General features: G+C 57.2%; 15 protein-coding genes. 11 read left to right on the forward strand and 4 right to left on the reverse strand.

What is annotated here, in order from left to right; genetic code table 11:
- Positions 1 to 411: 411 nt before the first annotated feature.
- The 3 genes from NOR97_RS17250 to NOR97_RS17260 all read left to right on the forward strand — a co-directional run bounded on the left by NOR97_RS17250 (position 412) and on the right by NOR97_RS17260 (position 4,085).
- On the forward strand, positions 412 to 1,395 hold the full coding sequence (locus NOR97_RS17250; RefSeq protein ID WP_257601284.1) for a bifunctional 2-polyprenyl-6-hydroxyphenol methylase/3-demethylubiquinol 3-O-methyltransferase UbiG: 984 nt from the start codon (positions 412 to 414) through the stop codon (positions 1,393 to 1,395).
- Positions 1,395 to 2,660, forward strand: coding sequence for a glycoside hydrolase family 99-like domain-containing protein (locus NOR97_RS17255; RefSeq protein WP_170347138.1), 1,266 nt, complete (start codon positions 1,395 to 1,397; stop codon positions 2,658 to 2,660). The genes NOR97_RS17250 and NOR97_RS17255 overlap by 1 nt, the downstream gene beginning before the upstream one ends.
- 129 nt (positions 2,661 to 2,789) lie before the next feature.
- The gene (locus NOR97_RS17260; RefSeq protein WP_257601285.1) at positions 2,790 to 4,085 is read left to right on the forward strand and encodes a glycoside hydrolase family 99-like domain-containing protein; all 1,296 of its coding nucleotides are present in this window, start codon (positions 2,790 to 2,792) and stop codon (positions 4,083 to 4,085) included.
- 80 nt (positions 4,086 to 4,165) lie between these two features.
- On the opposite strand, the gene NOR97_RS17265 is transcribed toward NOR97_RS17260, so the two are convergent.
- Entirely contained in the window at positions 4,166 to 5,101 is a 936-nt protein-coding gene (locus NOR97_RS17265; protein WP_257601286.1) for a LysR family transcriptional regulator, read from the reverse strand.
- A 28-nt stretch (positions 5,102 to 5,129) separates the two neighbouring features.
- Between NOR97_RS17265 and NOR97_RS17270 the strand changes: the two genes are divergently transcribed.
- Complete coding sequence (locus NOR97_RS17270; RefSeq protein ID WP_257601287.1) at positions 5,130 to 6,239, forward strand: phosphotransferase family protein; 1,110 nt, start codon at positions 5,130 to 5,132, stop codon at positions 6,237 to 6,239.
- Positions 6,240 to 6,250: 11 nt separating this feature from the next.
- A complete protein-coding gene (locus NOR97_RS17275) occupies positions 6,251 to 7,492 on the forward strand; it encodes an acyl-CoA dehydrogenase family protein (protein ID WP_170347145.1) in 1,242 nt (413 codons plus the stop codon).
- Positions 7,493 to 7,585: 93 nt separating this feature from the next.
- On the opposite strand, the gene NOR97_RS17280 is transcribed toward NOR97_RS17275, so the two are convergent.
- Positions 7,586 to 9,181: a GMC family oxidoreductase gene (locus NOR97_RS17280; RefSeq protein ID WP_152460476.1), complete on the reverse strand. Its 1,596-nt coding sequence runs from the start codon at positions 9,179 to 9,181 to the stop codon at positions 7,586 to 7,588.
- Positions 9,182 to 9,290: 109 nt separating this feature from the next.
- Between NOR97_RS17280 and NOR97_RS17285 the strand changes: the two genes are divergently transcribed.
- The 5 genes from NOR97_RS17285 (at position 9,291) to NOR97_RS17305 (ending at position 13,656) form a co-directional block, all read left to right on the forward strand.
- Positions 9,291 to 10,529, forward strand: a complete 1,239-nt coding sequence (locus tag NOR97_RS17285) for a TRAP transporter substrate-binding protein (protein WP_170347147.1) — start codon at positions 9,291 to 9,293, stop codon at positions 10,527 to 10,529.
- A 64-nt stretch (positions 10,530 to 10,593) separates the two neighbouring features.
- A complete protein-coding gene (locus NOR97_RS17290; protein WP_171205792.1) occupies positions 10,594 to 11,259 on the forward strand; it encodes a TRAP transporter small permease in 666 nt (221 codons plus the stop codon).
- A complete protein-coding gene (locus NOR97_RS17295) occupies positions 11,259 to 12,617 on the forward strand; it encodes a TRAP transporter large permease (RefSeq protein WP_170347151.1) in 1,359 nt (452 codons plus the stop codon). Before NOR97_RS17290 ends, NOR97_RS17295 begins: the two co-directional genes overlap by 1 nt.
- Positions 12,618 to 12,628: 11 nt before the next feature.
- A complete protein-coding gene (locus NOR97_RS17300) occupies positions 12,629 to 13,408 on the forward strand; it encodes an IclR family transcriptional regulator (RefSeq protein ID WP_170347153.1) in 780 nt (259 codons plus the stop codon).
- Positions 13,409 to 13,431: 23 nt separating this feature from the next.
- Positions 13,432 to 13,656, forward strand: a complete 225-nt coding sequence (locus NOR97_RS17305) for a hypothetical protein (RefSeq protein ID WP_170347155.1) — start codon at positions 13,432 to 13,434, stop codon at positions 13,654 to 13,656.
- Between the two features lie 207 nt (positions 13,657 to 13,863).
- Here the strand turns inward: NOR97_RS17305 and NOR97_RS17310 are convergent, their stop codons facing one another.
- Both NOR97_RS17310 and NOR97_RS17315 read right to left on the reverse strand, forming a co-directional pair.
- On the reverse strand, positions 13,864 to 15,360 hold the full coding sequence (locus NOR97_RS17310) for an aldehyde dehydrogenase family protein (protein WP_170347187.1): 1,497 nt from the start codon (positions 15,358 to 15,360) through the stop codon (positions 13,864 to 13,866).
- An 18-nt stretch (positions 15,361 to 15,378) separates the two neighbouring features.
- On the reverse strand, positions 15,379 to 16,485 hold the full coding sequence (locus NOR97_RS17315) for a saccharopine dehydrogenase family protein (protein ID WP_257601291.1): 1,107 nt from the start codon (positions 16,483 to 16,485) through the stop codon (positions 15,379 to 15,381).
- Between the two features lie 598 nt (positions 16,486 to 17,083).
- Here NOR97_RS17315 and NOR97_RS17320 point away from each other — a divergent pair.
- A complete protein-coding gene (locus NOR97_RS17320; RefSeq protein ID WP_257601292.1) occupies positions 17,084 to 19,558 on the forward strand; it encodes a CoA transferase in 2,475 nt (824 codons plus the stop codon).
- Positions 19,559 to 19,748 lie beyond the last annotated feature (190 nt).

The raw sequence follows: 19,748 nt of genomic DNA on the forward strand, positions 1-19,748 counted from the left end.
AAGGCGTTGGCGGTTCTCAGAAAGATCCGCAGATGGTTGCAGACGTAAGCTTGTGCGCTCAACACCCTGCGCGCGTTTGCATGACCTCACAATGCCCAAAGCCGTGGCGTCCCGCGATATCGGTAAGCTGTTGAAAACTGTATCAAGCATACCTCAACTGAAGTGCGGCACGAGCCCAAGAGGTTCGACCCGACGCCCACGCGGATGCCGCTTCTTTTGCAGATAAGGCCACGAAACAGAACCCGGTCAAAACATGTTTCTTTGAAGATGGTTGCAAAACGCCCTTGGTGCGATTGACCCTTGGGCGAGTGGTCATTGCTGCTGGGGGAGTTTTGTGCAACATTAACCTCTGAGTTGAACATTATCTGGGTGCAACATCCAAGGCCTTGTGTATCGGTTTGGTATTGGGGATTGCAGAACCAGACCAAACTATATAGCAGCCGAATTGAAGCACGAAATAAGCATCACGGAAGAATTACAGTGAGCGATAGACATACTTACGAATACGACATTGATATGAACAGTGATGTAGCACCCGCACGTGTGCTGCGCATGGTAAAGCCCGGGTCCAAGGTGCTTGAGATCGGGGCCGGGCCTGGTTCGATCACGCGCCATCTTTCCGGTACTTTGGAATGTGATGTTGTGGCGCTCGAGATCGACCCTTCGGCGATCGAAAAGCTAAAACCGTTTGCCCGTTCGGTGTATCCGATGGATCTCAACGATGCTTCATGGAGTGACATCGTTCGCGAAAAAGACGGGGTATTCGACTACGTGATCGCAGCAGACGTTCTGGAACACGTTTACGACCCGTGGAGCGTTCTTTCAGGCATGAAATCGCTGTTGAACGACACGGGATCGGTTATTCTTTCGCTGCCGCATGTTGGCCATGCAGCGATTGCCGGTTGTCTTGTCGATGAAGATTTTGAATATCGTGACTGGGGCCTGTTGGATAGAACCCATGTCCGGTTCTTCGGCATCAAAAACGTTCAGCACCTGCTCAATTCGCAGGGTATGAGCATTGAGCAAGCCGAATTTGTGGTTCGTACGCCAGAGATGACGGAGTTCTGTCACCGGTGGAGTCGTCTGCCACAGGATGTCCAGGCCGCCTTGCAGCGCAATCGCTATTCCCACGTCTTCCAGGTCGTAAGCAGATCGGTCCCCAAAGAACGTGCCGAGAATGATATCTACCTGATGGGCTTGCCCGTCGAACAACCCGATGAAGAGACCAGGCAGCATTGGACCAACATGATGGCAGGTCTGCCCCTGTCCGAAGAGATTGATCTGCAATCGACTATCGGGCCGGTGGACGCGAGCGCCGCTTCCCGAGTCGAGCCCGGCCCACTGGCGAAGAAGAAAAAAAAATCTCTGGCGCGGCTGTTGGGGTTGAAGAAGTAATGTCCTCGACAATCACGGATCGTGAATTCGGCAATATCAGGACAATTGCCTTCTACCTACCTCAGTTTCATCCGATTCCGGAAAACGATGAATGGTGGGGCAAAGGGTTCACCGAGTGGACAAATGTTGCAAAAGCCAAGCCGCTTTTCACCGGGCATTATCAGCCTCATCTTCCTACGGATCTGGGGTATTATGACCTGCGTGTCCGCGAAACGCGGCTTGAGCAGATCGAGATGGCCAAGGCCAGCGGAATTGATGGTTTCTGCTACCACTATTACTGGTTTTCCGGAAAGCGCCTGCTCGAACGTCCCGTCGACGAAATGCTTGCGGATCCCGAAAGCGATATGCCGTTTTGTCTTTGCTGGGCGAATGAGAACTGGACCCGCCGCTGGGATGCGGCCGAGCACGAGATTCTCATTGAACAGAAATACAAGCCCGAGGATGATCTGGAGTTCATCAAGTCGATCGAGCCGTTTTTCCGGGATCCCCGCTACATTACATTGGATGGCGCTCCGTTCCTGATTGTTTATCGGCCGCAGCATCTGAAGAACTCGCGCAAGACCGTGCAGGTCTGGCGTGATTATTGCGCCTCTGTCGGAATTCCGAAAATCCATCTGGCTTGTGCGCTGACGCATCGAAACTGGGACTACGCGTCATACGGGTTTGATTCCGGTGTGGAATTCCCGCCCCACAGCATCAACGTGCCCAACCTCTCGCCAGAGGTGGACCTGTTCGACGAATTCCAAGGCCATTGCGTTGATTTTTCAGCGATCGCAGAACAGTATCTGGGTCACAGCTATGGGCCCGAGAACAATGTTCATCGATCGGTTTTTCCGTCCTGGGACAACACTGCCCGGCGGAAGGAAAATGCCATGGTCGTATTGAACGGAACACCGGAAAACTACGAATACTGGCTTTCGCGTGCCTTGCGCAAAACCGCGCAGGATTTCCCTGACCAGGAACGTTTTGTTTTTGTGAATGCATGGAATGAATGGGCGGAAGGATGTCACCTGGAACCGGATCGCGAGTACGGGCATGGGTTTTTGCACGCGACCAAGGCCGCTCTCCAAGGTTCAAAGCTGACCGACTGGACGCATGTGGGTGTGCCCGAGATTTCGCGCCGTGGCGAAACTACGGAAGGCATCGCGCATCCTGTTCCATATGGTGCCAATAAATCATTGGCCAAACGTGCTTTCCGTCTTTTGCGCGATACGGTCAGCGGTCGCTTGCTGAAGCAATGGCTGTCCGCAGCCCGTACAAAATAGAAAACCACGCTGGATTGAGTTGCATGAAAGTCCCAAGTACTTGTCATGCAACTCTGCCTCGTGCTTTGCATGGAAAAATAGGTTTTCTTTGTCATAGTCGGCACGACGCGCCTTAGTACGAGAAACTGCATGTCCATCAAAGATACCCTGCTTTACCATCTGCTGACCGCTGCGTCGAAACTCAGCCCACCTTTGTCGCCACGTACGGCAAGACGGTTCAGAAATTCAGCCAAGAAAAGAGACCCCAAACGGGGTTGGGACAAACCGGGGCAATCAAACAGGCAGGGATTTGAAGCCGTTGGTCAGGCTGAAGAGTTCAAACCCTTCGACCCGCCTGCGAAAGCTGATCCCGCAGTACGGGCGATCGCGCATTACCTGCCGCAATTTCACCCATTCAAAGAGAATGATGAATGGTGGGGCAAAGGCTTTACCGAATGGACCAATGTCGGAAAGGCCGTTCCGAATTTTCCGGGCCATTACCAACCTCATTGTCCGATTCATCTGGGTTACTACGACTTGCGGTTGCCAGAGATCATGGTCGAACAGGCGCGGATCGCGAAGTCTTACGGGATAGGAGGGTTCTCCTATTACTACTACTGGTTCGGCGGAAAGACCCTGATGGAACACCCGCTCGAACAAATGTTGGGCAATCCTGAAGTCGACATGCCTTTTTGCCTGACATGGGCAAATGAAAACTGGACGCGCCGATGGGACGGGCGGGCGCATGACGTTCTTATCGCGCAGAACCATTCGATCGAGGATTCCCTGAATCTTCTCCGCCATATACGCAAATACTTTGATGATCCGCGCTACATTCGGATTGATGGGAAACCGGTTTTCATCGTTTACCGTGCGAACATCATACCGAATATCGAAGAAACAACCGCGGCATGGCGAAAAGAGGCGCAGAGCTGGGGCGAGCCGGACCTGTATCTCATCGCTGCCCAGACTTTCGATATTGGCGATCCCGAGAAACTGGGTTTCGACGCTGCTATGGAGTTCCCTCCGCATCAGGTAAAGCGCACCGACATCACGGATGAGATGGGGATCTACAATCCAGAGTTCACAGGAGCCGTTCTGGATTATCAAGCCGTGGTCGAGGCAGAGCTTCAAAAGCCGGAACCTGAATACAAGTTGTTTCGGTCCTCCACGCTTTCCTGGGACAATACCGCGCGCAATCAGGATGCTCCTCGGATTATGGGCCGGTTTTCAATCGATGCCTACAGGCGCTGGACGGAACATTTGTGTCGTCAGGTTCTCGCGCAGGAAAAATACAGTGCCGACGAAAAAATCGTTTTCATAAACGCATGGAACGAGTGGGCAGAGGGGACTCATCTGGAGCCTGACCGAAAATATGGCTTTGCCTATCTTCAGGCGACGTATGACGCGTTGCCCAAGAAGTCTGAAAGTCAGATCAATACGTGATGTTTCCGACCTTGAGGTTTCGAGGACCTGACGGTTGGCGCCTCTGATATCCTGATGTCACAGTTGCCCGGGGTTCCGTATCAATTCTGATCGACCCTATGATGCTGTTCCGTATCGTTCGCTCTGACGGTGCGACCTGCGATCTGGTCGAACATCCATTGTACGGCTTCGTCGCCGTCGGACCGGATATGCCGATAAAGGCGAAGTTCGATCGGAGGCACTTCAACCGGCAGCCTCAACATGCGCAGCCCCATTTCACGCGCGCTGCATTCGGTCAGCGTGGCAACCATATCTGTCTTGTGCAGAATGTCCCGGATGTTCAGATAGCTTTGCATCTGAAGCCCGAGTTTGCGCCGCGCACCCAGTTTGCGCAGGACGATGTCGACCGGACTCGCCCCCTGAGGTCGTGAGGAAACATGCAGATGTGTCAGCCGAAGATAACGCTCCAGCGTCAATGGGCCCGAACCCAGCGGGTGGTCGGGTCGCATGGCACAGACATAACGGTCCTTCATGATGGTCCGGCTGATCAGATACGAACTGTCCGGCATCGGAATGTCCGACGCGATATCGATCGTGCCCTGCTGCAACGCCTTGCGCGTATCCCGGCGGGGAATGCGCACGAGGCTGAGTTCGACCTGGGGTGCCGTGCGTTGAAACCCGGACAAAAGCCCGGGCAGGATGATGAGGCTGTGAAGATCGACCAAACTGACCCGGAACAGCCGTTTGCTGGTGAACGGGTCGAACCGTTCACCCTGCGCCGATGCGGCTTGCAACTGGTGAAGAGCGGCTGAGATCCTGTCCGAAATGCTCTCTGCCAGCGCCGTGGGCTGCATCCCCGTGCCGGTCTTCACGAAAAGCGGGTCGTTCAGTGTCTTGCGCAACCGGGTCAGGGCGTTGCTGACGGCCGGTTGCGTGATCGACAGGCGTTCGGCAACGCGGGTCAGATTTCGTTCGGTGTAGATGGCGTCAAAAATAACGAAAAGGTTCAGGTCGATCTTGTTGAGCTTGGTCGTCATGTCATTCACCAGATTTATGCCGACAATCATGCAAGTAAATTTCACAAATGTCATTGGGGGCGGTAAGCTGAATGGCATCCCGGCGGAATACGGAGTTTCACGCATGACCTCATCCGGCCTCGAACTCGATACCGAGCGGCTTTCGACATATTTGGGGCGTCATATCGAAGGCTTCGCCGGCCCATTGTCCTATCGCAAGTTTTCGGGCGGGCAGTCGAACCCAACCTATCTGCTGAAGGCCGGTGGTTCGAAATACGTGCTGCGCCGCAAACCGCCGGGCGACCTGCTGCCTTCGGCCCATGCCGTGGATCGGGAATATCGTGTTCTCAAGGCACTTCATGGCACTGCGGTTCCGGTCGCCAAACCTTACGTGCTGTGTGAGGACACGGATGTCATCGGTTCCATGTTCTATGTCATGAGCTTCCAGGAGGGCCGGATTTTCTGGAACCCGGCGCTGCCCGAGTTGGACGTGGCCGACCATCATCCGGTGTTCGACGAAATGATCCGGGTTCTGGCCGCGCTGCATTCGGTTGACACAGGCGCCGTCGGCCTGTCCGACTTCGGCAAGCCGGGAAACTATTTCCAACGCCAGTACAGCCGCTGGACCAAACAGTATCGCGCCGCAGAAACAAGTACCCTTCCCGAGATGGAACAGCTTATGGGCTGGCTGTCGCGCAACCTGCCCGATGGTGACGGTTCGGTCAGTCTGATCCACGGTGACTTTCGCATAGACAATTTTATCTTCGCTTCGGATGCCCCGCAGATCGCCGCGGTTCTGGATTGGGAATTGTCGACGCTGGGCCACCCGATGGCTGATCTGGGCTATTTCTGTGTGTGTCTCAGATTGCCGCCCACCGGTCTGATCCGGGGGCTGCAAGGGCTGGATCGCGCTGCTTTGAACATCCCTTCCGAAGCTGAGATGATCGAGCGGTATTGTTCGCTGCGTGACCTGCCAGAGATTGAAAACTGGACTTTCTATCTGGCGTTTTCCTTTTTCCGGATGGCTGCGATTGCACAGGGTGTTTACAGCCGTGCGCTGGCGGGAAATGCATCGAACGAGAACGCGATGGCGTTCAAGGATCTGGTGGCCCCTCTGGCGCAAATGGCGCTCGACGAAATCGCCGCTGCAACGCACTGAAGAGGATCACAATGGATTTTGCCCCATCGCCACGCGCCGAGGAAATGCACGACCGGCTAAAAGCCTTCATGCAGGCGCATATCTATCCGCGCATTCGCGACCACAAAGAGGAAATAGAAGCCGGCCATTTCCCGGTTTCGTTCATGGAAGACCTCAAATCGCTGGCCCGCGCCGAGGGGCTTTGGAACATGTTCCTGCCCTCCTTGCGGGATGATGAGCCCGGTACGCGGCTCAGCAACCTTGATTACGCGCCCCTGGCCGAGTTGATGGGGCAGGTGAGCTGGTCTTCGGAAGTGTTCAACTGCAACGCGCCGGATACCGGGAACATGGAATTGCTGCACATGTTCGCCACGCCCGAGCAGCGCGAAGAGTGGTTGGTGCCGCTGTTGAACGGCAAGATCCGCTCGGCCTTTGCCATGACCGAGCCGGATGTGGCGAGTTCGGACGCGACCAACATAACGACATCCATCCGGCGCGCGGGGGATGAATACGTCATCAATGGCCGCAAGTGGTTCATCACCAATGCGTGCCACCCGAACACCAAATTGTTCATCGTCATGGGCAAAACCGACCCGAACGCCGATCGCCATAAACAGCAAAGCATGATCATCGTTCCAAAGAATACGCCCGGTTTGGAGATCGTGCGCAATCCGACGATCCTGAACATGCACGATCCCGAAGGGCATGCTGAACTGGTTTTCAAGGATGTGCGCGTCCCGGCCGGCAATCTGCTGGGTGAAGAGGGCAGCGGCTTTGCACTGGCTCAGGCGCGGCTTGGGCCGGGGCGTATTCATCATTGCATGCGTTCGATCGGGGCGGCGGAAATGGCGCTGAACCTGATGGTGGAACGTGCCCAGGAACGGAAGACATTTGGCAAGCAGCTTTCGGAACAAGGCGTGATCCGTGAATGGATCGCGAAATCCCGGTTGGAGATCGAACAGGCCCGGCTGTTGACCCTGAAGGCGGCCTGGAAGATAGATCAGGTGGGCGCGAAAAAGGCGTTCCGTGAAATATCTCTGATCAAGGTTGTGGCGCCGCAGGTGCATGCAAAGGTTACGGACCGTGCAATGCAGGTTTTTGGCGCAATGGGCATGACGCCCGACACGCCATTGGCCGACAGTTACACCTGGGCCAGGGCGTTGCGCTATGCGGATGGGCCGGATGAGGTCCATCTTCAGGCTATTGCCAAACAGGAGTTGAAGAATTCCAATTATGGGATGTCCGCGCAATGGCTGACGCCGCCTCTGCGCTAGGTCAAGGCAGGGACGGCATCACCGGAATATCTCGAAGATATGCAAGCCGAATTGCCCCGTTTTCCTGGGCATTCGGATACGCAGCATGCCGCGCTATGTTCCGGCGGCAAGCAAGTCACTCGCTTTTTCTCCGATCATGATCGCCGGAGCGTTTGTGTTGCCGCTGACGATTTCGGGCATGATCGAACAATCCGCGACCCGCAGGTTTCCGATGCCGCGAACCTTTAGCGCAGGATCTACGACTGCGGTTTCATTCGTACCCATCGCGCAGGTCCCCGTTGGGTGATAGATCGAAACGGAATTCGACCTGACCCAGTCCAGCGTGCCCTCGTAATCGTCGGTCGAAAGTTGTGACGTCGGGCGGAACTCTTCGGAAATCTTCGATGCCAGCGGATTATGCTGAGCGATTCTGCGGGCGATGTTCACACCGTCAACGATGGTCCGGCAATCCGTTTCCGTCGACAGATAGTTCGGAATGATCTTCACATGCTGTGACGGGTCCGGGCCGTTCAGATGCAGTTCACCCCTACTTTCCGGTCGCAGCTGGCATACGGACATGGTGAAGGCGGAAAACGGATGTACGCCTTCGCCGGGGCTGTCGGCGGACCAGGGCTGCACATGGAATTGAATGTCGGGTGTTTCCACGTCCGGGCGTGTTTTCATGAATCCGGTCGCAAGGCTGGCCGCCATGGTCATCGGACCGGCGCGGAACAAAGCGTATTTGAGGGCAATGCGGGCCTGATTGATAAGGCTGCGCACCTCGTCATTCAATGTGGGCTCATTGCATTTGAAAACGAGACGGGCCTGCAAATGATCTTGCAGCCTTTTGCCGACATTGGGCAAGGCATGGACCGGATCGATGCCGTTTTTCTTCAGGTGGTCCGGGTCGCCGATACCCGACAGCATCAGAATTTGAGGAGAGTTGATTGCCCCACCGGACAGGATGATTTCGCGCCGAACCTTCAGGGTTTTCTCATTGCCTGCGCGATCCCGATAGACAAGTCCCGTCGCCTGTTTCCCATCCAGCGTTATGCGTGTCACCAATGCGTTTGTGATGATGTTCAGGTTTTGCCGGTTTCGAATGGGTTTCAGATACGCCACGGCCGAGCTGCACCTGCGCCCATTGCGCGTGGTCAGCTGAAAATACCCCACGCCTTCCTGATCTGCGCCGTTGTAATCCGGATTGAACGGGTATCCGGCGGCTTGCGCTGCCGCGACCCATGCGTCGCAGATCGGCCGCTGAATGCGCATGTTCGACACCGACAGCGGCCCACCGACGCCGTGATACGGGTCTTCGCCGCGCTCTTGATCTTCGCTGCGTTTGAACAGCGGCAGCACGTCTTCCCAGCCCCAGCCGACATTCCCCATCTGGCGCCAGCGGTCATAATCTTCCTTTTGGCCGCGCACATAGAGCAGACCGTTCAGTGAGGATGAGCCGCCCAGCACTTTCCCGCGCGGCCAGTCGATCGAGCGCCCGTTCAGACCGGGATCAGGCTCGGTCCTGTAACACCAGTCCACCGAAGGGTTGTGCATGGTCTTGAAATAGCCAACCGGGATGTGGATCCAGGGGTTGGTATCGCGGCCGCCGGCCTCCAGCAACGCGACGGTCGTGTTGGGGTCGGCGCTGAGCCGGTTGGCGATGACACAACCCGAAGACCCCGCGCCAACTACCGCATAATCCACTTCCATGACCGCCTCCTTCCAACGTCGTTGAAAAAAACTCTATGCAAGATGCAAGAAATATACTAGCATTTTTTGATACAAAACGTCTCAATAATTGCGAACAGGGAGGTAAGCAATGGAGATTGGTCGGAAACTGAGTGGTATTTCGCGGCGGGATTTTTTCCGGGTGGCGGGGCGCTATGGCATGAGCTCGACGCTGCTTGCAGCAGGAGGGTTTGGCGGGGCGATGAGCCTGGCCAACCTGGCGCAGGCGGCGGAATCCACTTATGAAAAACGCTTTTCGAAAGAACCGAAGCACACGTTGAAATTTGGTGCGTCGGGCTTCAACACCCGCAACCTGCTGATCGAGCGCGCCGGCGCCATCGAATTCGCACGCGATCTGGAAGAACGGACCGATGGCGAGATTCGGATCGAGTTCATCGGCGACAACCAGATTTGCGGACAACTGAGCTGTGTTGAAAAAACCCAGCAGGGAATCGTCGATATCTACGCGGCCTCGACCCAGAATTCGGCCGGCGGTGCGCCTTATCTGAACGTTCTGGACTATGCCTACATGTTCCCCAGCCGGGCGGCGCAGTATCATTTCTTCTACAGCCCCGCCAGCCAGCGCATCCTGCGCGACCCGCTGGAAAAGCGGCACGGGCTGAAATTCCTGTTCACCCATTGTGAACTGCGCGGTCTGCAAATGGGCTCGACCTTTGCCGACAAGCCGACCGTCACCAAGCTGGAAGAGTTGTTCGGCACCAAGAACCGCGTGACGGGCACGCAGCTTGGCCGGATCGCGATGCAACTACTGAACCTGAACCCAGTGCCGGTGGCATGGGAAGAAACGCTGGATGCGCTCAAGACCGGTCTGATCGACGGTGCGGAAACCTGGGCTTCGGCGGTGGCATATGCGAACATGGCGCCTGTGGTCTCGCAATCGGTGAACCTGAAGTTCTTTTGCGGTACCGAACACACTTCGATGTCTGCCAAAGTGTTCGACGGGCTGGGCGGCGAGTTGCAGGATGCCGTGATGGAATCGTCCTACTTCACCCAGGCCCTGATCCAGGGCGCGAACGAGGCGGCGCTGCTGAACACTGTTGGATTCTCGGATCCGCAATTGCCGCATACCATATTCGCGGAAAACGGCGTGCGCCCGGCCTTCCTGCCGGAAGACCAGATCAAGCTGGCCGAGGAAATGTGCGCTCCGAACTACAACCCCGAGCCATGGGCGCAGTGGCGCGAGCGGCTGAACAAGTGGGCCGGTGGCATCGACACATACCAGGAGATCTACGACATCGCGCGCGAGATCCCCGCGGACACGCTGCCGGAAAATGTCGAGCCGCGCCGCTGGTGGAAGGGCGAGGCCTGATTAGACTGCCAGAACCGGCCCGAAGGGGCCGGTTCAATCAATACCCACTGGGAGGACGGGCTTCATGTCACTTTGGGCAGACATTGGCGCAATATTCAGCGCTTTTCTCAGCCAGGATTCATTTGAGATACAACTCGCTCTGGAATCCGACGCCGCTTGGATCGTTGGTGCGGTCGTTGCCGCGATCGGGGGTTTGTTGGTCATGCTGATCTATCGCAAGGTGCCGTTGATCGAGCGTCAACTGGAACGTTCGGTCATGGTGTACTCTTATCTTGCTATCGCGCTGATCATTTTCTGGGGCGTGATCGACCGGTTTGTTTTCAATGATCAGGAACCCTGGTCCACGACCATTCCTCCGCTTCTGTTTATGGTAATGGCCTGGTTTGGTGCGTCCTACAACGTACGCCTGCGCACGCATCTGAGTTTCAGTGAATTCCGCACCGCCATGCCCCGTGGTGGGCAACTGGCCTGCCTGTTCCTGGACGCCGTGCTGTGGTTCATCTTTGCGGTGATCGTCATCGTGACCACCTCGCGGCTGGTGGCGCTTTCGGCTTCGAACTTTCAGATCGTTCTGGGCACGGACAATATCATGCAGTGGTGGTTCCTGCTGGCAGCACCATTGTCATTCTTCTTGATGGTCGGTCGCGTGTTTCAGAACCTCGCCGATGATTTGCACAACTGGAAAACAGGCGAGCCGCTGATCAAGCAGGCCGTGATCGGGGCAGACTGATGACAGACGGAACACTTGTTACACTGATCTCGTTGGGGGTCACCTTTCTGTTCATGCTGGGCGTACCGGTGTTGCTGGTCATCGGTTACTGGGTCATAGGTTGTTCCTTTGTCCTTGGCCTGACGCTGGACAATATGGGGGCCGAACTGCTGAACGTCTTCAACAAGGGCTTCGCCCTGTTGGCGATGCCGCTGTTCATCCTGACCGGAGACCTGATCAACAAATCCGGCATCGCGCGACGGCTCAGCGATTTTGCCTATGCCTGCCTGGGCTGGATACGCGGCGGGCTTGCAATGGCGTCGCTGGGTGCCTGCGGGCTTTTTGCGGCAATTTCCGGGTCGAATTCGGCCACGACGGCGACCATCGGGTCGATGCTGCACCCCGAGATGGTAAAAGGCGGCTATGACGAACGGTTCAGCGCAGCGACCGCTGCTGCGGGCGGCACGGTCGGTATCATCATCCCCCCTTCGATCATCTTCATCGTCTATGGCTTTCTGATGAACCTGCCGATTTCCGAATTGTTCGTGGCCGGTATTCTGCCCGGTGCGCTGATGGTCATCGGGATGCAGGTGGCGTGCTGGATCATCTGCCGCATGAACGGGTGGGGCTATCTGATCCCACTGCAATTGAACCGGGTGCTGAAGACAGCCTTTGGTGCCTGGCTCGGCTTTTTCGCCATTGGTCTTGTGCTTTGGGGCATTTATACCGGCAAGTTCTCTCCGACCGAGGCCGCGGGTGTGACCGTGGGCTTTTGTGTCATTGCGGGGCTGGTCAGCTACCCGATCAACCGGATCATGGGGGCGCGGAACGATATTCCGCCAACCGAAAAGAGTTTTGCGGAAATGTTCGTGGTCGAAGGGTTCACGATTCCTGAGATCCCCTCAATCGTTATCAGGTCTGCGCAGATTACGGGTATCCTGGCCCCGTTGATCGCAATTTCGGTGGTGATGCAGCAAATCCTGTCCCTGCTTGGTGCTCAGGAAACAATCGGAAACTTCGTGACCTCCATGGGGGGCTACCATGCGGTTCTGTTCACATCGATGGTAATCGTCTTCTTCTCGGGCATGGTGCTGGAAAGCCTTCCGGTCACGATCATCCTGGCCCCGATCCTTGCGCCAATCGCGGCCTCGGTCGGAATTGATCCAATCCATTTCTCGGTCATCTTCCTGGTCGGGGCGTCCATCGGGTTTATCACGCCACCATATGGGCTTAACCTTTACGTTGCTTCAGGCGTGACGGGCGTGCCGTATTTCCGGTTGCTGCGCTATACGGTGCCGTACTTGGTGGCCCTGCTGTCGGTCTGGATATTGGTGTCGCTGGTGCCCGGACTGGCCTTGATCCTTCTGCCAAATAACTAGAATGTGAAGGGATGGCCGAAACCGACACAAAAGACCGAGAAACTCAGATTCCCACCAACCTGCGTCTGTTGCTGATCCTTGAAGAGGTGGCACGTCGCGGGGTGGCGGTCAAACCCTCGGACCTGATCGACGCATTGGGATTGGCCAAGCCCACAATCCATCGTTTGCTGCAAACGGCAGAGGCAGAGGGGTTTCTGCAACGTGATCTTGACGGGCGGTCTTATGGTCCGGGCAGGCGATTGCGGCTGTTGTCCGTGAATACCATGTCCGCCGAACACCTGCGGACTGCGCGTCTCGCCATCCTGCGCGGTGTGGCCGACGAAGTGGGCGAAACCTGCAATCTGGCGATCCCGGATCGCGAAGGCATGATCTATCTTGACCGGGTGGAAACCAAATGGCCGTTGCGGATTCAATTGCCGATCGGAACCCAGGTGCCGTTCCACTGCACGGCCAGTGGCAAGATGTACCTTTCCACCTTGCGTCCCAAAACTCTGAACGGGTTTCTGTCAGCCGGAAAGCTGAAACAGCAGACCGCCCGTTCTTTGACAGAGCCGACGGCCCTGCTGAGCGAAATCAAGATCACCGCCGAGCGGGGATTTTCCACCGACGACGAAGAATTCATGGCGGGCATGGTGGCGATTGCCGTTCCGGTGCAGGACGCGCAGGGCAGGCTGGTTGCCACGCTTTCAGTTCATGCCCCGACGCAACGGCATGATGTCGGCAGTCTGATGTCATTTCTCGACACATTGCGCCGTGGTGCAGAAAAACTGTCGCTGCTGTTGGGCGAGTAAGTGGCGCAGAGGGGTGACCGGCAATGATCAGGCCGACAGCCGTTCGTGGCAATGATATCGTGGATGCCGCATACTCAATGCCGGGTTTGTTCGTCTTCGCGCAAAGGGCGGATGAAATTTCCAGCTTCGCGATTGGAACAGCCATGTCCGGCAAGGCCAGGAAGGGCTTCGATCAACGCGTCGACAAACTCGGAACCTATTTCTGTCCAGACCGCCCTTCCGGCGCACCGGACAGGGTCATCTCCTGATCAATGAGATCGCGCAAAGCCTTGGACGGCTTCTTGCCGAAACACATGACAATCCATCAGCACCGGAATGACCGTTGCCGCGGCGGCATCGGAACCCTTGGCCAAAAGACCGCCTCAACCTGCAGGACAAAACACCCGGGACTGGCCGTCCCGGGTGACGTATTTGCGGGCCTTTCAAGTTTATGCCCGACAGTTTTCCGGCGACACTCAGATGTCGAATTTGACACCCTGGGCCAGTGGAAGTTCGGCTGAGTAATTCACGGTATTGGTCTGGCGGCGCATATAGGCTTTCCATGCATCCGAACCGCTTTCGCGCCCGCCGCCGGTTTCCTTCTCTCCGCCAAAGGCGCCACCGATCTCTGCCCCTGAGGGCCCGATATTGACGTTGGCAATGCCGCAATCGGATCCGGCCGCGGACAGGAATTGCTCGGCCTCGCGCATGTTCAGGGTAAACACGCAGGATGAAAGGCCTTGCGGTACATCATTCTGAAGCTCCACCGCGTCGTCGAAATCGTCATAGCCCATGACGTAGAGGATCGGTGCAAAGGTTTCGGTTTTCACGGTCGCTGTCTGACCCGGCATTTCGACGATCGCAGGTTCCATGTAAACGCCTGCCGGAACGCCTTCGGTAACGCGGTTGCCGCCGAATACCGAACCACCTTCCGCTTCGGCCGCTTTCAAGGCTGCGGTCATCGCCGCGCCCGCCGCTTCGTCCACAAGCGGCCCAACCAACGTGCCGTCCGTCAGAGGATTGCCAATGGGCAGACCCGAATAGGCTTTTTTCAGACGGCTCACCAGTTCTTCGCGGATCGAGTTGTGCACGATCAGGCGGCGCAGCGTGGTGCAGCGCTGACCGGCGGTACCAACCGCCGAAAAGACAATTGCGCGCACGGCCATCTCCAAATCAGCCGAAGGGCCGACGATCATTGCGTTGTTGCCACCCAGTTCCAGAATGCACTTGCCAAAGCGCTGTGCGACGATGGGGGCGACAGCGCGGCCCATGCGGGTCGATCCCGTGGCCGAGATCACCGGAACATCTTCGCTGGCCACCAGCCTTTCCCCAAGATCGGCACCACCGATAAGTGTTTGCAGCAGACCGTCCGGCGCATCGCCAAATCGGGCCAGGGCGCGTTCGAAAATCTTCTGGCAGGCCAGCGCCGTCAGCGGGGTTTTTTCGGACGGTTTCCAGATCACCGGATCACCGCAAACAATTGCCAGAGCGGCGTTCCACGACCAAACCGCGACCGGAAAGTTGAAGGCCGAGATCACGCCGACCGGTCCTGCAGGGTGCCAGGTTTCCATCATCCGGTGGCCGGGACGTTCGGACGCGATGGTCAGACCATAGAGCTGACGCGACAGACCGACGGCAAAGTCGCAGATGTCGATCATCTCTTGCACTTCGCCCAGACCTTCCGAGGTGATCTTGCCTGCTTCCCAACTGACCAATGCGCCCAGGTCATCCTTGGCCGCGCGCAGCTCTTCACCCAACAGGCGGATCAGTTCACCCCGGCGCGGGGCAGGGACCACGCGCCATTCCTTGAACGCGGCCTTGGCACGGGAAAAGATGGTGTCCATGTCCGAGATCGGCGTCTCGTGCACTTCGGCCAGCAGGCTTCCGTCAATCGGCGACGTGACCTTTAGCGTGCCGCCTTTCAGTTGGGCCTCGGTCAGATCCAGATTTGCAAGCGTGGTTTGGGCTGTCATAACGATGTCTTTCATATCTCAGGCCGCCTTGTTCTGTTCGGTGACGTCACCAGCGCGATACAGCTGGCCGAATTCAGTGTTGAGGAAATCACCCAGCTTGACTTGTTCCTGCCGGACAAAGCCTTTCGAGGGCAGCGCTCCGATCCGCATCAGATCGACCACGCCCAGCACGCCTGCGGCGGTCGTGACCTGAATGGCGCTCCAGATCTGTCCGTTGATGGTGCGGGCAAAGGATTTGTTGATCAGGGATTTCTCGCGCAGCACACCGTCGATCTTGCCCTTTGCGGTGCAATATACCAGCACCACGTCCTGGTCGGTGCGGGGCAGGGCGGCCTCGAATATCTCCTTCAGCAGGTCGCGGCGGCGTTCCAGTCCCAGATCGTTCAAAAGCAGTTTCAGGATATCGCAATGACCCGGATAGCGGATCGAGCGATAGGACACATCCCGCGCCTTGCCTTCCAGCGTTTCCGGCAACGTGCCCAGACCGCCCGAGGTATTGAAGCATTCGTATTCCACACCGTCATGGCCCAGTACTTCGTAGTTCTCCAGCGGCGCGGTCTTGACCAGCTTGCCATTCACGATGGCATCGCATGGGTTGCAATATTCGTTGATCAACCCGTCGGTGGACCAGGTCAGATTGTATTTCAGCGCGTTGGTCGGATAAAGCGGCAATGCCCCCACCCGCATATGCAGGCTGTCAATCTCGTCAAACTCCGCCGCCAGCGAAGCCCCGGCGATGCCGACAAACCCTGGTGCCAGACCGCATTGCGGCATAAACGCAGTTGCGCTGTTCCCGGCCAGTTCACGCACCGCATTCGTGGCCGCGACATCCTCGGTCAGGTCGAAGTAATGCGCGCCGGCCGTTTTCGATGCTTTCGCAATCGAAGGGGTCAAGAAGAACGGCGCTGCCGAGATGACTGCATCGAAACCGGTCAGTTCCCGGGCCAGCCCGTCCGCGTCATTGGCATCGATCTGTCTGGTTCCAATGCCCATCTTCGAGATATCGCCAAGCGCTTTCAGATCATGATCTGCCACTGTCACAGAGTAATTCGGCGACCCTTTCAACAGGGTTGCGATCATCTGCCCGATCTTTCCAGCGCCGACAACGCACACATTCCAGGACATAAAAATCTCCGCTTCTTCCTATCCTGTACCAAGCGTGACAAGTAGCCGTGACACTTCATAGGTACGAAATTGACGAATTGATGTATGAATGTGTCAAATCATCGGATAAAACGACATAATGACGAAATTGCGATTGCCGCTGGCGTGTCGCGCCGTGACCATTTGTTTTGCGCCGTTTGGTACCTTGGAAGATCCGCTTTCATCAGCCCTTCAGCGAGCCTGTGTTCTGACTTCTGGACGCAACAGTCCGGTGATCTTGCAAGGCGATTGACCCGCTTCCATCCGGGGCTCAGAGCGCTTCCAAATATGCGTCAAACGTGGAATTTTGAACGATGTTCCTCGTTTGCGACACAGCTTGGTCGAATCGAACAACTTCTTGGCTTTGCACGGCTGCATGCTACGTCCAGCGGTCGCCGGAGAAGGCTGTGAAGCTCGGTCGCGGCCGCCTTGTTGCGGGTTGAACAAGGGCAGGTGTTGCATTGATCGCGTTATGTCCCAAGCCTGGAACCTCAGCCTGCTCGGGGCAGGGGGTTGTGACCTCATGCCCGCAAGCCGCTTCGCAACAAACACACCAAACACCCTGGGAGGGTTGCAAGGAATGACTGCAAGGCCGCTCGATCAAATTCGTGTCCTCGATTTCGGTCAGTATTTGGCTGGCCCCCTGGTTGGCATGATGCTTGCTGATTTGGGGGCAGAGGTGATCCGCATCGACCCGCCCTGTGGCCCTCGATTGAAAGAACCGGCCACTGATATGCTGTCCCGTGGCAAAACCGCTGTGACGATCGACCTCAAATCGGACGCGGGTTTGAAGGTCACACGCGAACTGGTGGCACGGGCTGACGTGGTGATCGAGAACTTCCGGCCCGGCGTGATGCAGAGGCTGGGCCTGGGTCCGAAAGCTCTGCGCGACATAAATCCGCGCATCGTGTCATTGTCACTTCCGGGGTTTGCCTCGACCGATCCCGCGCTGGCACATTTTCCCGCGTGGGAAGCCGTGATCGCGGCCCGCACCGGGCAGTTCACGGATATGGGGCTGAACCGGCGCTTGATGGGCATCAACCCATCCTTTTCACCTTTGACGCTGGCATCCGCCTATGGCGCTTCGTTCGGCGCGATGGCCGTGCAGTTCGCTTTGGCTGCACGTGACCGGAACGGAGGCGATCACATCGAGGTGCCTCTGGCTTCGGCCTTGCTGGAGGGGTTGGTGTATAACTGTGAGCAGATTGAAGATTATCCCGAACGCTACAAGTCTCCGCGCGAAGTTGAACTTGACAGGCGCGCAGCCGAAGGCTTGCCAACGGATCTGAGCTTTGCGGAACTGGAAGAGTTCCTGGACCCTTTCTATCGAACTTATACCTGCGCCGACGGGCGCGGGTTCTATGTGGTGGCGGGCAGTGTGAAAACACATCCGCGGCGGGTGTTGGAGACGCTTGGCCTAAAAGACCTTGCTGATCAATTGCCGGACTTCGACGCCTATCTCGATACCGCAGACTGGCCGGATGAATGGTCATTGCGCAACTACCCCGTCGGAGCAAGGGATCGCGCGCGTGTGTCCGAGGCGATGAAAAAGGCCTTTCTGACAAGGCCCTCTCATGAGTGGGAAGCGCTTTTGGGGTCTGCCAAGGCGCCCGGAACGGCGCAGAGGTTCAGCAAGGAATGGCTGGCCGATCCGCATGCTTTGGCCTCGGGTCTGGTGTTGGAGGTAAAGGACTCGCGTCATGGGAACATGAAGCAGATGGGAAATGTTGCGTGGCTTGCGGATGATGGCGCTGCGCTGGTCAAAAAACCGGGCCCCGATCCCGATGACGCACCCGTTTTAACGATCCTTGCCGAACCGCCGCGCAGCGGGCCACCAGCCGCAAGCGGCCAAGGCTGGCTGGAGGGGTTGAAGGTGCTGGACCTGACCAATGTGATCGCCGGTCCGACGATTGGGTCCACGCTGGCGCGATTTGGCGCTCAGGTGACTTCCGTCCAGCCGGCCGAGCCATCAGTCGATCCGTGGAACACCGTGGTTTTCGGCCTGCACGCACATCGTGGAAAACAAAGCGTTTTGCTGAACCTGAGCTCGGATGACGGAAAGCAGGCGTTGCGGCGGCTCATCGATTCTTCGGATGTGGTCACCATGAACGGCACGGATGAGCAGCGCGATGCCCTGGGGTTGAGCGAAAAAGAGCTGACGGCGATCAACCCCCGCCTCATACTGGTGCAACTCGATGCCTTTGGCGGCCCTGCGCGCGGACCGAAGTCGGACCATCTGGGGTATGACGACCTGGCGCAGGCGGCGACAGGGGTCATGGTGCGTTTTGGCGGTGGCATGGCGACACCCGAAGAACATGCGCATTTCGGTACGATTGATGTGCTGACCGGCTATTGCGCATGTGTTGCGCTTGGCGCGGCCCTGCTGAGATTGCAGAAAACCGGCAAAGGCGGGATTGCGCGGGCTGCTTTGGCGGCGGCCGGCAACCTCATTCAGGCGCAGTTGATGTATGATTTCGAAGGCCGCGCGCCCTTTGACGAACCAGCTGGGCGCACGGCTATGGGCTGGGGACCATTCTACCATTGTTACCGCGCGGCGGACGGGTGGATGTTCTTTGCCGCACCCACCGAACAACGCAAAGCCCTGCGCCGTGTCTCGGACCTCGCGAGCGTGGCCGATATGCCGGAAAAGGAATTGCCGGATGCGCTTGCCGATCATTTTGCCAGGCAACCTGTTGAATACTGGCAAAAGGCGTTTTCCGGTTCCGCCAGCACCGTCATGCCTCTGGGATCATTGCATGACACGCGCGACGCCGTGTTGCAGCCGGAAAGTGCCGGAAATATCGACCTGACGCGGGGAACACTCAGCGTCATTCGGCATGACATGCATCCCATGGGCCGGTGGTGCGATCTGGTTGCCCCAAATGCCGTGCGACCCGAACGCGCCCGGATCGTCATTCCCGGACCGATGCCGAAATACGGCGCGGATACACGCAGCATTCTGCGAAACGTCGGTTATGCAGATGAGGATATCGACGCGATGATCTCTGCTGGATCGGCCGCTGAAAGATGGTCGGAAAAGTATTTGCCCGAATAATCAACCAGCCACAGATGGCTCGGAAATCAACGATATATGCCATCCGCTGCCGCAGGCCCGGAGTCCCGGCTCCGGCAACGGGTGGTATCTGTCGTGACAAGCTTTGGCCGGCACCCGCGCGACTTGCAAAGAATATTCAACCGCTTTGCCACAGTTTTTTTTGCATGTCTTGCGGCAGGAACCGTTCTAG

This window comes from Ruegeria sp. YS9, from assembly GCF_024628725.1.
In the GTDB taxonomy this organism is placed as follows: Bacteria; Pseudomonadota; Alphaproteobacteria; order Rhodobacterales; family Rhodobacteraceae; genus Ruegeria; species Ruegeria atlantica_C.